Origin of the sequence: Corynebacterium aquatimens (genome assembly GCF_030408395.1) — a bacterium.
GTDB lineage: Bacteria > Actinomycetota > Actinomycetes > Mycobacteriales > Mycobacteriaceae > Corynebacterium > Corynebacterium aquatimens.
In genome coordinates, this window is sequence record NZ_CP046980.1 from 358,867 (window position 1) to 372,494 (window position 13,628).

Consider the following 13,628-nt stretch of genomic DNA (forward strand, 5'->3'; position numbering starts at 1 on the left):
TCCCAGGAAACCGTGGTTGAAGCTACACTGGGGCGCGCTAAGGCCTATACGGCTTTGTCAATTCGTGAATAACACCTACACGCTGCACATCTCACACCCGAAAGGCTGGTGGCACATGTCTGAAATTAATTCCGGCAATGCTTCAGGATCTAAGTCCGTACTTCTTACTCTGGCGAACCGCAACTTTGACGGTATCGATTTGGAGGCACTCGCATCGTCTGCGGGTCTGCGTCTGGTGGATCTGTCCACGCTGTCTACTGATGTAGCGGAACTCGTTGGTGCTGACCTGCTGGGCGAGGGTGACGCTCTGATCGCCGGCCGCGGCAACATTAGCTTTGATGCGACCGTCGCTGCGTCGCTAGGCGTTCCGGTGCTTTTGCTTGCGGACGACGCTGCGCGCGGTGAATTGGTGTCGCGTCGCGTGACTGAACTGGGTGGCGTTCTTGCGGACACCGTGACGTCTGTGGACGCTTCCGTGCTGGAGTCTGCTGCTGGCGTCGAAGCACACCAGGTGCAGAGCCCCGAGGTCTTTGAGAACTGGCTGATTGGCCGTGCGAAGGCAGACAAGAAGCACATCGTTCTTCCCGAAGGCGAGGATGACCGCATTCTTGAGGCAGCTCACCAGCTGCTCAAGCAGGACGTTGTGGATCTGACCATCCTGGGTGACCCGCAGGACATCGAGGCGCGTGCTTCGAAGAACGGCTGGGACCTGTCCAAGGCTGAGATCGTGGACTTCGAGCACTCTGATCTCGGTGACTCCTTTGCTGAGGAATTCGCAGAGATGCGAAAGAAGAAGGGCATGACCGTGCCCGAGGCGCGCGAGATCATGAAGGACATCTCCTACTTCGCCACCATGATGGTGCACCGCGGAATGGCCGACGGCATGGTCTCCGGTGCAGCGCACACCACCGCGCACACGATTAAGCCTTCCTTCCAGATCATCAAGACCTCCCCGGGTTCTACCGTGGTCTCCTCGATCTTCCTCATGGTCATGCGCGGCCGCCTGTGGGCATTCGGTGACTGCGCCGTGAACCTGAACCCGACCGCTGCGCAGCTCGGTGAGATCGCCGTAACGTCTGCAAAGACCGCTGCACAGTTTGGTATCGACCCGAAGGTTGCAATCCTGTCCTACTCCACCGGTACCTCCGGCACCGGCCCGGACGTTGACCGTGCAACCGCCGCTGTGGGCAAGGCTCGTGAGATTGATCCTGAGCTGCTGGTGGACGGCCCGCTGCAGTTCGACGCGGCGTGCGACCCGGGCGTCGGTAAGTCCAAAGCTCCGGACTCCCCGGTTGCCGGCGAGGCAAACGTGTACATCTTCCCTGACCTTGAGGCTGGTAACGCTGGCTACAAGATCGCGCAGCGCACCGGTAACGCGCTTGCCGTTGGTCCGATCCTGCAGGGTCTGAACAAGCCGGTCAACGACCTGTCCCGCGGCGCGACCGTTCCGGACATTGTTAACACCGTGGCCATCACCGCTATCCAGGCACAGGGAGAAAATTAAATGTCACTTGTCCTAGTTTTTAACTCCGGCTCCTCTTCGGTCAAGTTCCAGTACGTTGACCCGGAATCCACCGCCACCGACACCCCGATCGTCAGCGGCCTGGTGGAGCAGATCGGTGAGCCCAAGGGACGCATCACCATCAAGTCCGAGGGTGAGGAGTACGTCAAGGAACTTGAGCTGCACGACCACCACGACGGCATGACCGCCGCCGTTGCATTCATGCACGAAACCGGCCTGGACAAGCACCGTAAAGACGCTGTCGCCGTTGGTCACCGCGTTGTGCACGGCGGCCGTACCTTCTCCGCTCCGGCGCTGGTGGACCACGAAACTATTCAGAAGATCGGAGCACTGACGCCGCTGGCGCCTCTGCACAACCCGGCTAACATTTCCGGTATCAAGGTCGCGCAGGTGCTCCTGCCGCACCTGCCGCACGTTGCCGTGTTTGACACCGGTTTCTTCAACCACCTGCCCGAAGCCGCGGCAACGTACGCGATTGACAAGAACGTCGCGGCTGAGCACAACATTCGTCGCTATGGCTTCCACGGAACGTCGCACGAGTTCGTTTCCGGTCTTGTGCCGGAACTCATCGGCCGTGCACCGGAAGAGACCAACCAAGTTGTGCTGCACCTGGGTAACGGTGCGTCTGCTTCCGCGATCCGTGCGGGCAAGCCGATTGACACCTCCATGGGCCTGACCCCGCTGGCTGGTCTTGTCATGGGTACCCGTTCCGGTGACGTTGACCCGGGCGTGCTGTTGTACCTGCTCCGCAACGGCATGGATGTCGATGAGCTGGATACGCTGCTCAACCGTCGCTCGGGCCTGAAGGGCCTGTCCGGTGTGAATGACTTCCGTGACGTTCACCGCCTGATTGACATGGGCAACGACAACGCCAAGCTGGCACTCGAGGTTTACCTCACCCAGCTGCGCCGCATCATCGGTGGATACATGATCGAGCTGGGCCGCGTTGACGCCATCACCTTCACCGCCGGTGTCGGTGAGAATGACGCGATCGTTCGCGCCCGCGCCATGGAGAACCTTGACTTCTACGGCATCAAGATCGATGACCTGAAGAACGAGGAACGCTCCCGCGAAGCACGAGTGATCTCCACCGAGGACTCCACAATCAAGGTCCTTGTTGTTCCTACTAACGAGGAGCTGGCGATTGCCCAAAAGGCCGCCGCTGTTGCGCAGCAGCAGGGTTAAGTACCAGCCCTATCCGAACCCGGAAGCAGTTCAGTTAGCTGCTTCCGGGTTTTTCTGACTTCCGTAATTGCAGATATAAGTGAAAACAGGTAGTCTGGGATCCATTCAAGCGCATCCGTAGTAAGGGGAACAACGATGAGTTTGGCAGTACAAAGGACGGGTTCCGTGTTTTTGGACGAAGCGGTATCCGCAGCCATGCGTGAAATGGACGTACCTGACGGAGGACGCCTTGTGGCAAAAGATGCTCACGGGAACGAGACTGCACTCCCATCCGCAGTGAGCGATGTCTTGTTGCAAGTCCTCCGCAGCTTCGCGGAAGGCGGGCGCGTAGTTGTTTCCCAGATCCCGAATGAACTAACCAGTCACATGGCAGCGGACCTCTTGGGTGTTTCGCGCCCCACCCTGATGAAATGGGCCAAGGAAGGTCACATCCCGAGCTTTAAAGTGGGCACCCACAGTCGTTTCCACCTCCATGAGGTTCTGGAATTTGATCGCGTACGACGGGAAAAGCAAGGTGCCGCGTTCGATGAATTACGCGAATTCGACTACCAAAACTTCGGTCCGATCAACGAACAGCGTTCGACGGAATAGATGACGCTTCGGGGGGGAAGGTAGTGAAAGTCTTAGTTGATGCAAGCGTCTTAGTAAGTCGAACGCTGCAAGACTGGCTGTTCCACTTGCACCGCTGCAACTATGGTAGGTTCAGTCTCATCTGGACTCTTGACATACAAGCAGAAGCGATTCGGGCGCTACGCAAGAGGAATCCCCTTTGGTCGGGGACAGCGATTACTCGGCGGTTCGAGAAAATGACTGAAATCATGGATGAAACGGTCAGTTTCGAAACTGGCGATTACAGGTTCTCCGGTCAGGACAGGGGAGATTACCATGTACACGCAGCTGCGCTATTCAGTAATGCCACTCATCTGCTGACCACGAACCGAGCGAGTGACTTCACCGGCACAGCTGAGTGGGAACCGTACGAAATCATTAGTCCGGACGAGTTCTTCATATTGCTAGCCGAGCTTGATGCGCGGGCTTTTTCCCAGGCAGTCGCCGGTCAGTTTGAGTACCACGAGATTCAAGGAAGAACGGTGGGGTCAATGGTTGACGCACTTAAACTTGCTGGATGTGACACCTTTGCGGAACGAGTACGCCGCGAGCTTACTGGCATATCCGAATAGCGAATCGGGTGGGACCTAGAACCACGTTGAGGGGCGGACCTTGTTGGCCGTGTCCACGAGTGCGTGACGGTGGCGGGCTGTCGGGGCGCGCCGGGCTTGTTCGCGCAGGGTGATTGCTAGCCCGGTGCGCAGGCCTTGCTGCGTGAACGGGTAGTCGAAGAGCGGGGCCTTATTCTCTGTTTCTTTCTGGCCGGTATCGCGGAGGTACTCAAGAGCAGCGCGGAGAACAGCGACCTTGATTTGGAGCAGGCGTGGCTCGTTAGTGGGGATTTCCTCGAGCCTGCGGGCTGCGCGGCGAATGCGTTCCTCCACGATCAACGGGTGCGCAGCCGTGGTGTGAAGCGTGCCTGGGGCAGGTGGGTTGGCACCGCGTGAATGCGGATGCACGGAGTCGGTGTGTTCGTGGAATGCAGCTGTGTGTTGTTGTGCTGTGTGCTGTTGTGCTGTGTCTTCTTGCGCGGTGTGTTGTTGTGGGGTGTGGTGGCTGTGCGGGGTGTCGCGGGGGATGAAGCTGCGGGTGCTGGTGGCGGGTTCGGAGATGAGGTCCAAGATGGTGGTGAGCTTGGCCATGCGCTGGTGGCGGGACTGCTGGGGGACGCGGTCCAGGGCGTCGACGGCCATTTCCACTTCGCCTTCGAACATTAGTTGGCGGGCGAGTCCGAAGGCGCTGGACACAGTAGTGGAGTTGGTTAGCCAGACCAGCGAGTACAGGCGCATGGCGTTGACGCGGAGGGTGGCGGGGTTATCGGTGATCGTGGACCAGTCGTGGGTGAAGGTGGTGTTTTCTTGGAAGAACTCGTTAGGAAGTTCAGCCAGCGAGCAATCGAGTCCGGCGGCGTGTTGGGCCAAGTAGTCGCTCAAGATTTCTTTGGTCTGCATTCCCTGTTCCTGGAGGAGCAGTTCATCGACGGCGGCAAGCGCTAGTTTCGGTGCTGATTCGCCGGGTACTACGTCGAGGACCTGTGAGAAGTCGGCCTGGGCGGTGGTGAAATCCCCGCGCATGAGGCTGGTCACGCCGTGGTACCAGTGGAAGCGCCAGTTGCCGCGCATCCGGTCAGGAAGGTTGACCAGCCAGTGGCGTGCCTGGCTGGTCAGGCCCAAATCAAGCATCGCGCGAACCACGGCGAAAGGAATTTCGGCAGAGGTCTCATATTCCGGGGTCGACATGGCCTGGCGCAGCATTTCCAGTGTTTCGTGGGGCTCCGCGTACGAGGAACCAGAAATCAGTCCCGCGCCCACGTCGGAGCGGTCAATCAGGGGAGTGGGCAGCGCCGAGACAACTTCCGTGGCGGTGATTTCCACGGTGCGCTCAATTCCATCGATGAGCTGATCCGTGCGAAAAACGATGTGTTTTGTGCCAAACGTCGTACGCTGCGGGGAGAAAAGGGAGTGGCGGGCTGGGAAATACCGGCCGTCGCGAAGCGCGATGACCTCACGCAAGACACCCAGCATTTGTCGTTGGAGCTCCTCCACCGACGCGAAGCGTTTCTTGGGATCAGGATGGCAGCAACGCGCAAGCAGGCGATAGTAGGACAGGTACCGGCGGAAGGTGGGTTCGTCTGACGGGCCGGGGAGGTCGAGCACGTATATGCCGTTGTCATCGCGCGGCATATTGATTGTAAGCGCTAACAGCGTGCGGCCGATGGTGTAAATATCGCTGGCGATCGACGGGCCTTCCGAGGCAACTTCGGGGGCTTGGAACCCACGGGTGCCATAGATGAAGCCGAAGGCGCCGATTCCGCTTACTGCGCCCAAGTCAATAAGCTTCACCTGGTCTTCCGTCACGATGATGTTATCCGGCTTGAGATCGTTGTACACCACGCCGCGGCTGTGTAGATAGCTCAGTGCGGGGAGGATTTCCAGCATGTACCCAATGGCCAAATCGATGGGGAGCAGGTGGTTCGGCTGGTCATTGCGGCGCTGGCGTAGCGACGGGCCGCCGACGAATTCCATCACGATGAAGCCACCGGGCACCCGGGGATCATCGATGAAGTTGAAGATTTTGACGATCTCCGGGTGGGTGATGTCGGCGAGAAACTCCCGCTCAGCTGCAGCCGCGGAGGCCTCATCACGGGATTTCTCTGCGTGCAGGCCTTTGAGCACCACCACGCGGCCGGCAACGTTGCGGTCGGTAGCGAGGTAAATCCACCCCATACCGCCGTGGGCGATGACGCCCTTGATTTCGTACTGCTCGGCTACCACATCGCCGGGGGACAACTGCGGTTCGGGGATGCCTTTTTCTTCCGTTGCTGAGGCTGGATCAATAAGCGCTGCGGAGGGATCAAACGGCGGGATCCAGGGCAACTCCACCATGCCGTCCGCAACCGTTCGTGCCGCACGCTGTGTACCGCGACGCTCACGGAACGTGCTGATCGCTTCCCTGCGGCTTCGCTGACTCGTGTTTTCCCGTTGCTGTTGCACACCGGTGCTTCCGTGCAGGCCTGCTTCGCCGCCCTGCTTATCCGCGTGCTTTGTGGTTCCCTTGAGCTTGTCCAGGTCCTTGAGCAGGCTTACCACGTCATCGCCGTAGAGGTCCGCGTTGGCCAGGTCATTGCTTAAATCCGGGACGTACGCGGATTCCGTTGCGTCGTCGGTGTCGTCGGCGAAGGGATCGAAGGCAACCGCCTGGGTGTGCTCGGTGCTTTCGGTGTCGTCGGCGAAGGGATCGAAGGCGACTGCTTCGGTGGATTCAGGCGTGTGGTCGGGCTGCGGCATGGGTTAGTCCTCCTCCCGGTAGCGTGCGGGTGGGGTGGGGCGGTTTGCAATGTGGGGGCCAAGCCAGGTGCTGAACATGGTGTCCCACGTGCCGTCGGAACGGATGCGTTCGATGGTGGAGTTGACCTGGCGCACTAGGCCGTCGTTTCCTTTGGCAATGCCCACGGCGTAGATCTGCTCAGCGCCGTAGCTCTCCTCGGAAATTCGGGTGAGTGGGTCTTGGACCGCGGAACCGGCCAGGATCGTTTCGTCGGACATGATGGCGCCGACTTGGAATTGTTGAAGTGCCATGAGACAGTCGGGCCACGTGCGGGTGCGCAGGATGGGGTGCGTTGGTGCTTCACGGCGTGCGACGTCTAAGACGCTGGTGCCGCCGGCCACGCAGATCGTCGCGCCGGGTTCCAAGCCGGCGAGTCCGTCCACGTCCTGGGACTTAGGCACCATGAGGCGCACAGAGGAGCTTAAGTACGGGGTGGAGAACTGCACTTTGTCCAGGCGTTCTTTGGTGACGGACATGGTACGCACAACGATGTCCACGTCATTGTTTTCAAGAAACTCGGTGCGCATGGATGATTCCACGAAGCGGAAATCCACGCGGTTAGGGTCGCCGAAGATATCGCGGGAGATCTCCCGCGCCAGGTCAACTTCAAACCCTTTGAGCTCACCCGTTGTGGTGTCGCGGAAGCTCAACAGGTTTTGAGCTTGGTCCACGCCCACGATGATTCGGCCGCGCTTGAAAATTTCTGGCACGCGTTCCTCAGCCGTCGCGTTATCGGGCCGAAGCGACCCCGCCCAGCTCAACGTGGCTTCTTCTTGCGCTGGCGGGATGCCTGCTCTGTCCAGTCGCGCCTCCGGGGGCAGCGGGAACCCGGCACGATTCAAGGCATCAGAATCCTTATTAGTTTCGACGTTGCGCTTCGCGTCTTTGCGTGAGGGCGAATTGGTCAGATCTGTGCTGGTGGGAGCCGTCTGCGGCGGGGACGTGCAAGCGCTGAAGGTTGCAAGGGCCACCACGATTCCGGCGGCGGTAAGTCCCCGGTGGCGGACTGTGCGGCTAAATCGCCATGTTCGTGCGGCCATTAGAGGTACTCCTGGATGCGTGGCCTGATGCCAAGCCAGATGGACAAGATTGCCAGGATCACCAGCACTAGGACGCCAGTGGGGACGGCGCGGGAGGCGCTTTGCCCTTCGTCGATAAGCAATTGCACATCCGCGCGGGAGGCTGTCATGAGCGTGCGCAACGCAGAATCGAGTCGAGTGAAGGCGTCGGCCGCCGTGGGGGCGGCTGGTGAGGAGTCCTGCGCGGAGCCAGCGGTCGCGACGGCTTTATCGTAATCGCCGCTGGCCAGAGCGTCGATGAGCTGCGTGTGCGCCTCATGCCATTGGCCCAGGGCCGCGCGAGCTTGGCTGACTAGGTACTGGCTTTCCGGACGGGAGATTTGATTAAGGGCCTCGTTGACCTTGGCTTCCGTGTCGTCGAAGGCGACGGCCCGGTCGCGCAGGGACTCGCGGCGCAGCAGCAAGAGGGTCTCATCGGTGCGTGTCAGTTGGGCGTCAATGCGCGCGTCCGTGAGGGCGGTTAAAGGCCCGACGGCGCGGGTGAAGTCGCGTGATCCCGCGTCCCAGGTGCTGTAGTTGGCTGCGATAACCCAGACGATTGCCACGAGCATCAGGGCCGTGGCACTGAGAAAACCGCGGTTGAAGCGGCGCCGGAAGGTACGCCACAGGAACCATTGGCACGCGATCAGCGCGATCAACCCGGCAATTAGCCCAGCTAGCGGCGCACGTTGCGGCGCGCTAAACCGCGCCATCTCGTTGAGAACCTGCGAGCGCGTGGCGTCCAGAACTTCCTTCGCCTTCGGCAAGATCACGGAGCGCATAAGGTTGCTCGCGCTGGACATGTAACTCACGCCCACGGGGTTGCCCATGCGCTGGTTCGCGTGCGCCCGCTCCATCTGTGCGATGTAGAAAGGCATTTGGCGCTTGATTTCCAGGATCTGTTTCTGGATCGTGCGGGTTGTCTCAGCTTCATCTTCACGGCTTGTCGACGACCCCCGCTGCACCTCATCGGCCGCCTTCGTGGCTTGGTCAATCGCCGCAATGTAGTCAGCGTGCGACTCCGCCGTGCGCATCCCGGGCTGAACAAATGAACCCGTAGCTAGGGTGTCCGCTGTGGACAGCGACATGTAGAGGTCGTGCGCCGCTGTTGACATCGGCTCAGTATCACTGAGCACCGCCGCGAGGTTCTCCTCCCGCTTGATACCGGATTGGTACGTGCCCACGCCTGCGCTGAGCAGCAAAGCGGTGAGCAACACCATCATGACGGTGAGCCTGCCTACGGTGGTGGTGAGATAATCCCACGTCCTGACGGCCAGTTCGGTGGTGCCACCTAGTGATTTCCGCAGCCGTGCCCGAGCGCCACGCCGCTGCGGTGCCCGCTCAACAACGTCGAGCCAGGCGTCCTCGCTGGGTTCCCCGTGCGGTTCCCCCGCTTTATCTACTGCTTTATCCACTGCTTCATCCACTGCCTCCGTCGCCGCAGCATCGTGAGAAGCTGCGGCTGCGGGGAATCGGGCGGTGGACATTGCCCCAGAATATCGCGTCTGGTGCCCGCCGTGGGGCAGTCGTCGGTTAGGGGGTCGGGTTACAGTGGGAGCCATGACTGTTGGTGATGGCAATGGCTGGGTAGAGGGCCCCGGCGGCAAGCCTGTATGGGGGCGTTTCGGGGCTGCGGGATTATTCCTGCGCACCAGCACGGGTGGGGACGCCAAGGTCCTGCTCCAACACCGCGCGAACTGGGTTGCGGACGGCGGGACGTGGGCCCTTCCCGGTGGCGCGCGTGATTCACATGAGACGGAAGCGGAGGCCGCACTGCGGGAAACGGTCGAAGAATGTGGGATTGACGTGGGCAAGGTGGTCGTCGATACGTGCATTGTGACTGCCGCTGGCGATGACTCCTCGTGGACGTACACGACGGTGCTTGCGCACACGACTACCGGCGAGGAGCTTCCCACCGAGCCGAACGCGGAATCCGCCGACTTACGTTGGGTTGAGCTGGATAAAATCCGTGAATACCCGTTGCATGGTGGCTTCGAAGCGTCGTTGGACACACTTCTATGGCACTGTAAAAACCATGATTGAAGTTTCCGGCCTGACAAAACAGTACGGTCAGGTCCGCGCCGTTGATGACTTAAGCTTCACCGTGAAACCCGGAGTGGTCACGGGATTTTTGGGCCCCAACGGCGCGGGCAAGTCAACAACAATGCGAATGATCGTGGGGCTTGACAATCCCACAGCGGGCACCGCGCTTATCGACGGCCGGCCGTACCGCGAATTGGACAACCCCATTCACAAGGTGGGAACGCTGCTCGACGCGAAAGCCGTGCACCCGAACCGCAGCGCGTATCGCTCTTTGCTGTGGCAGGCGCAGGCGGCTGGGCTTCCCTCCTCGCGCGTGGATGAGGTTTTGTCCCTGGTTGGTTTGACCTCCGTGGCCAAGAAGAAGGCCGGCGGTTTTTCCTTGGGTATGGGGCAGCGCCTTGGCATCGCGTCCGCGATGTTGGGCGATCCGGAGGTGTTGATCCTCGACGAGCCAGTCAACGGCTTAGATCCCGAAGGTATCCGCTGGGTGCGTGAGCTACTCAAGTCCTTCGCCGCGGAAGGGCGCACTGTTTTAGTGTCCTCCCACCTGCTGGCTGAGATGGCACAGACCGCGGACGAACTGATCGTGATCGGCCGCGGCCGCCTCGTTGCAGCCGGGCCGATGCACGAGTTCATCAAACAGAACTCTGCTGTGTCCACCGTCGTTCGCTCCCCGCACCTGGAACAATTCGGCCAGGCGCTAAGCGCCGAGGGCATCCAGTTCTCCGTGGCAGCTGATGAGGACGGTCGACCGACCATCATCGTGCCCAACACCGATTCCGACCGCGTTGGCGAACTCGCCTACAGCACCGGCGTCATGCTCACCCAGCTCTCCGAGCAGCGCGCATCCCTCGAAGAGGCCTACATCCGCAAGACCGAGGGCGCCGTGCAGTACCACACCGGCCTCCCCGCCCAGCCCGGCCCCGCGCAGCCTGCGCCCGCCGCGCCGGTTGGCCACCCCGCCCCCGTTGCCCCCGGCCCGACTGAACAGGCCGGCCCAATGGCTCCGACGGATGGGCGGTTGGGGGAACCGTCGATAAGAAATGCTCACAGCAAGGAGGTTCGCGATGCTTAACACGATGCTTTCGGAGATTACGAAGCTCCGAACAACCGCTTCCTTCTGGTGGACGTCCGCGATCGGTGCGGCGTTGATGCTCGCGATGGTCACGATGATGGCGTTCATCGACCGAAACAACGGCGCGATTGACCCGATGGATCCCATGAGCATGGGTGGTGGCGCGTGGGCGCCCGTGACTGTAATCGGTGCGTACGGGCTGTTCACGTTCGTGGTCACGGTGATGGCGACGATGGTGGTCACCACCGAGTACCGCTTCAAGGTGTCGTCGACAAACTTCACAATCACGCCGCAGCGATGGCAGGTCGCGCTGGCGAAGCTGCTGGTATACGGGCTCTTCTCGATGGTCTTCGGGCTGATCCTACTGGTGATTTCCTACATCCTCGGTGACGCCATTGCAGCCAACCCATTCGATTGGACATCCAACTCCGTTGCGCAGCGCACACTGTGGGCGCTGCCACTGACCACCGGTCTGGTCGTGATGCTCTGTCAGGGAGTCGGCTGGCTCGTGCGTAACTCCGCCGGTGCCATCACCTTGGTCGTCGGCTGGCAACTTCTGCTTGAGGGCACGATCCTGCAGCTCATTCCCAAGTGGGGGCCGAGAGTCCTTAAATACATGCCGTTCCAGAACCAAACCCAGTTCCAACTGCCGTTCTTGGGCACCGAGTGGAATGAGTGGGTGCACTTTGGCATCTTCGCCGCCTGGGCCATCATCCCGTTCATCATCGGCCTGGTCTTGCTGGAACGCCGCGACGCCTAGGCTAGGGCCTGCCCACCGGCCCCAGCCCCGGCCCTCCCGGCTGGCCACCGGCCCACCCTCAGCCCAGCTCACCGGCCTATTTTGTCCCGCACAACCCGGCTTCGGCCGGGTTTTTCGCTGCCATGCCCCAGCTCCAACCCTGTCACCTGGCCATGGCCTGTCCATGGCTCGTCCTTGGCTCGTCCTTGGCTCGTTTTGGCCTGTACTTCGCTTGACCGGACATATAAATGAAAGCGAAATTGGCCGGGAACGCTGAAAAAGGCTGGAAAACGCCGATTTTGGGGGCTCGCGGCCAACTTTGCTGGCGGGTCTGCTCAGCGGGGCGGTCAAGGCGGGGTCGGAGTTCGCGCTGGAATGGGCATCGAACGGGAGGCTGGGCCGGAATTGGAGCCGGAATTGGAGCCGCGCGGGGACAGGGGACGCGCCTGTGGATAACTCTGGCACAGAGCCGAGGGAAAATGCCTGGTAACGGTAGTCGAAGCTTGAATTCCCGGACTTATCCACAGGGGGAAGGATGGGGGAGGGGTGGCGTCGATAAGCAAGTGCTTAAATCTGGGACTTATGAACGGTGAATTAGCAAAAGTAGCGAAAACGTTGGTGGTCGTGCCGCAGAATCCGGGGCCTGAGATGCGTGAGCGGCTGAGGCGCGGCGAGCTGGTGCAGCTGGCGAGCCGGCGGGCCATCGAGCGCGAGGATTTTCGGGCGATGGAGCACCATCAGCGGCGGATTGCGCGGATTATGGCGATCGGGCAGTCGCTGAATTCGGCGATTGTGCTGGGAAGTTCGGCGGCGCTGCTGCATGGGATGTGGTCGATTCACAGCGACGTGCAGGCGCCGGTGCGGCTGGCGCTGCCGAGTGGTTCGCATCCGCCGCGGGATCGCTGGCCGCAGGGAAGCCAGTACGTGAAGCGGGCCCTGGACCCAGAGTGGGTGTGCAGCGTCATGGACGTAAGCGTGACCGATCCGCTGGAAACGTGGCTCGAGATCGCTCGTGAGCTGGGCTTTTGCCATGCCTTGATCGCGGCCGATTGGCTGCTGAAGCACGGTTTCGCACGCTCCGACCTTGCCGCGCGTCTGGATGCCGCAGGGCGTTTCGTCGGCGTCGGGCACGCGCGCCGCAGTCTCGCCTATGCGGTTGGGAATTCCGGATCGCCCTGGGAGAGTTACGCACGCGCATTACTTATCGACGCCAACCTCTCCACCCTCACCCAATTCCCCATCGGGCCTTACGAAGCGGATCTTCTCGTGACCGAGTCCGGTCAGGGTGGCGGTTCGGGCGCTTGGTCGGGTGCTGGTCCTGGTCCTGGGCGTGGTGGTGGCTCGGGTTCAGGCCGCGGTTCTGGTTCTGGCGCTGGGCCGACCCGCGAGGGCCGTTCAGCTTCGGGGGCGCGGGCTGTAGTTCCGTGCGTTGTGGTGGAAATCGACGGTGACTGCAAATATGTCGAAGAAACCAGCGAAGTGCTATTACGGGAACGACGACGTGAGACCTTCATCCGAAACGAAGGCTATCCGGTTTTGCGTTATGCCCCGTGGGAACTCGGCCGAGATCCAGGCAAGATCGTTCGGCAGGTTCGTGAGGAGCTGCGCCGACAACAGCGCTAGCGCTCCACTGCACCCTCGGCCCACGGTCCCGAACCAAGATGGCCGGGAAGCAAAGATGGCCGGGAAGCAAAGTTGGCCGGGAAGCAAAGTTGGCCGGGAAGGCCGAAAACCGCTGTTTTTCGGCCGTTTTTCTTGCTCAGGGACAACTTCGCTCGGCCCCGTCGCGCCCGGCCGGTGCTCCGGGCCAACTTTACTACCGGAACTCGGCCCTGAGATCGTGCTGGTTGTTTGTCCTTGACTGGGCTGGACTCATTCCTTCTCGCAGGGGAGCAAAGTTGGCCGGGAAGGCCGAAAAACGGCATTTTTCGGCCGTTTTGCATGCTCAGGGACAACTTCGCTTTGGCTTATATGTTGCCTTGGAAAGCGCCTGGTGTCGCCGAGTACGGGGGAGGGGGAAAGCCTGGGGGCAGGGAGGGCGCCAAGGGGAGGGGGAAGCGTGGGGGCCGG

Annotated in this window: 11 protein-coding genes; 8 read left to right on the top strand and 3 right to left on the bottom strand. The window is 61.0% G+C overall.

Going from position 1 to position 13,628, the window contains the following annotated elements:
* The first annotated feature begins 115 nt into the window (after positions 1–115).
* The 4 genes from pta to CAQUA_RS01640 all read left to right on the top strand — a co-directional run bounded on the left by pta (position 116) and on the right by CAQUA_RS01640 (position 3,888).
* Positions 116–1,504 (top strand): phosphate acetyltransferase, encoded by a 1,389-nt coding sequence (gene pta, locus CAQUA_RS01625; RefSeq protein ID WP_196824799.1) that lies wholly within the window; start codon positions 116–118, stop codon positions 1,502–1,504.
* Positions 1,505–2,707, top strand: a complete 1,203-nt coding sequence (locus CAQUA_RS01630; RefSeq protein WP_196824798.1) for an acetate kinase — start codon at positions 1,505–1,507, stop codon at positions 2,705–2,707.
* 135 nt (positions 2,708–2,842) lie between these two features.
* Positions 2,843–3,298 carry a helix-turn-helix domain-containing protein gene (locus CAQUA_RS01635; RefSeq protein ID WP_196824797.1) on the top strand — a complete coding sequence of 152 codons (456 nt, stop codon included), beginning with the start codon at positions 2,843–2,845 and terminating at the stop codon, positions 3,296–3,298.
* Positions 3,299–3,513: 215 nt separating this feature from the next.
* Entirely contained in the window at positions 3,514–3,888 is a 375-nt protein-coding gene (locus CAQUA_RS01640) for a hypothetical protein (RefSeq protein ID WP_196824796.1), read from the top strand.
* A 15-nt stretch (positions 3,889–3,903) separates the two neighbouring features.
* On the opposite strand, the gene CAQUA_RS01645 is transcribed toward CAQUA_RS01640, so the two are convergent.
* Genes CAQUA_RS01645 through CAQUA_RS01655 form a run of 3 tightly spaced genes read right to left on the bottom strand, consistent with a single transcriptional unit; the run spans position 3,904 to position 9,188 of the window.
* Positions 3,904–6,603, bottom strand: a complete 2,700-nt coding sequence (locus tag CAQUA_RS01645) for a serine/threonine protein kinase (protein WP_196824795.1) — start codon at positions 6,601–6,603, stop codon at positions 3,904–3,906.
* A gap of 3 nt (positions 6,604–6,606) precedes the next feature.
* Positions 6,607–7,683 (bottom strand): glutamate ABC transporter substrate-binding protein, encoded by a 1,077-nt coding sequence (locus CAQUA_RS01650; protein ID WP_196824794.1) that lies wholly within the window; start codon positions 7,681–7,683, stop codon positions 6,607–6,609.
* The gene (locus CAQUA_RS01655) at positions 7,683–9,188 is read right to left on the bottom strand and encodes a GlnX family signal transduction membrane protein (protein ID WP_196824793.1); all 1,506 of its coding nucleotides are present in this window, start codon (positions 9,186–9,188) and stop codon (positions 7,683–7,685) included. Before CAQUA_RS01655 ends, CAQUA_RS01650 begins: the two co-directional genes overlap by 1 nt.
* Before the next feature lie 73 nt (positions 9,189–9,261).
* On the opposite strand from CAQUA_RS01655, the gene CAQUA_RS01660 reads away from it, so the two are divergent.
* From CAQUA_RS01660 to CAQUA_RS01675, 4 genes are all read left to right on the top strand, one after another.
* Complete coding sequence (locus tag CAQUA_RS01660) at positions 9,262–9,744, top strand: NUDIX domain-containing protein (protein WP_196824792.1); 483 nt, start codon at positions 9,262–9,264, stop codon at positions 9,742–9,744.
* Positions 9,737–10,819: an ABC transporter ATP-binding protein gene (locus CAQUA_RS01665; protein ID WP_196824791.1), complete on the top strand. Its 1,083-nt coding sequence runs from the start codon at positions 9,737–9,739 to the stop codon at positions 10,817–10,819. Before CAQUA_RS01660 ends, CAQUA_RS01665 begins: the two co-directional genes overlap by 8 nt.
* Positions 10,812–11,579 carry an ABC transporter permease gene (locus tag CAQUA_RS01670; protein WP_196824790.1) on the top strand — a complete coding sequence of 256 codons (768 nt, stop codon included), beginning with the start codon at positions 10,812–10,814 and terminating at the stop codon, positions 11,577–11,579. The genes CAQUA_RS01665 and CAQUA_RS01670 overlap by 8 nt, the downstream gene beginning before the upstream one ends.
* A 561-nt stretch (positions 11,580–12,140) precedes the next feature.
* Complete coding sequence (locus CAQUA_RS01675; RefSeq protein ID WP_196824789.1) at positions 12,141–13,181, top strand: PDDEXK family nuclease; 1,041 nt, start codon at positions 12,141–12,143, stop codon at positions 13,179–13,181.
* Positions 13,182–13,628 lie beyond the last annotated feature (447 nt).

Bases quoted from the DNA above. Each gene is read 5' to 3' on its own strand.
- pta (WP_196824799.1), top strand. From the start codon at position 116: ATGTCTGAAATTAATTCCGGCAATGCTTCAGGATCTAAGTCCGTACTT.
- CAQUA_RS01630 (WP_196824798.1), top strand. From the start codon at position 1,505: ATGTCACTTGTCCTAGTTTTTAACTCCGGCTCCTCTTCGGTCAAGTTC.
- CAQUA_RS01635 (WP_196824797.1), top strand. From the start codon at position 2,843: ATGAGTTTGGCAGTACAAAGGACGGGTTCCGTGTTTTTGGACGAAGCG.
- CAQUA_RS01640 (WP_196824796.1), top strand. From the start codon at position 3,514: ATGACTGAAATCATGGATGAAACGGTCAGTTTCGAAACTGGCGATTAC.
- CAQUA_RS01645 (WP_196824795.1), bottom strand. From the start codon at position 6,603: ATGCCGCAGCCCGACCACACGCCTGAATCCACCGAAGCAGTCGCCTTC.
- CAQUA_RS01650 (WP_196824794.1), bottom strand. From the start codon at position 7,683: ATGGCCGCACGAACATGGCGATTTAGCCGCACAGTCCGCCACCGGGGA.
- CAQUA_RS01655 (WP_196824793.1), bottom strand. From the start codon at position 9,188: ATGTCCACCGCCCGATTCCCCGCAGCCGCAGCTTCTCACGATGCTGCG.
- CAQUA_RS01660 (WP_196824792.1), top strand. From the start codon at position 9,262: ATGACTGTTGGTGATGGCAATGGCTGGGTAGAGGGCCCCGGCGGCAAG.
- CAQUA_RS01665 (WP_196824791.1), top strand. From the start codon at position 9,737: ATGATTGAAGTTTCCGGCCTGACAAAACAGTACGGTCAGGTCCGCGCC.
- CAQUA_RS01670 (WP_196824790.1), top strand. From the start codon at position 10,812: ATGCTTAACACGATGCTTTCGGAGATTACGAAGCTCCGAACAACCGCT.
- CAQUA_RS01675 (WP_196824789.1), top strand. From the start codon at position 12,141: ATGAACGGTGAATTAGCAAAAGTAGCGAAAACGTTGGTGGTCGTGCCG.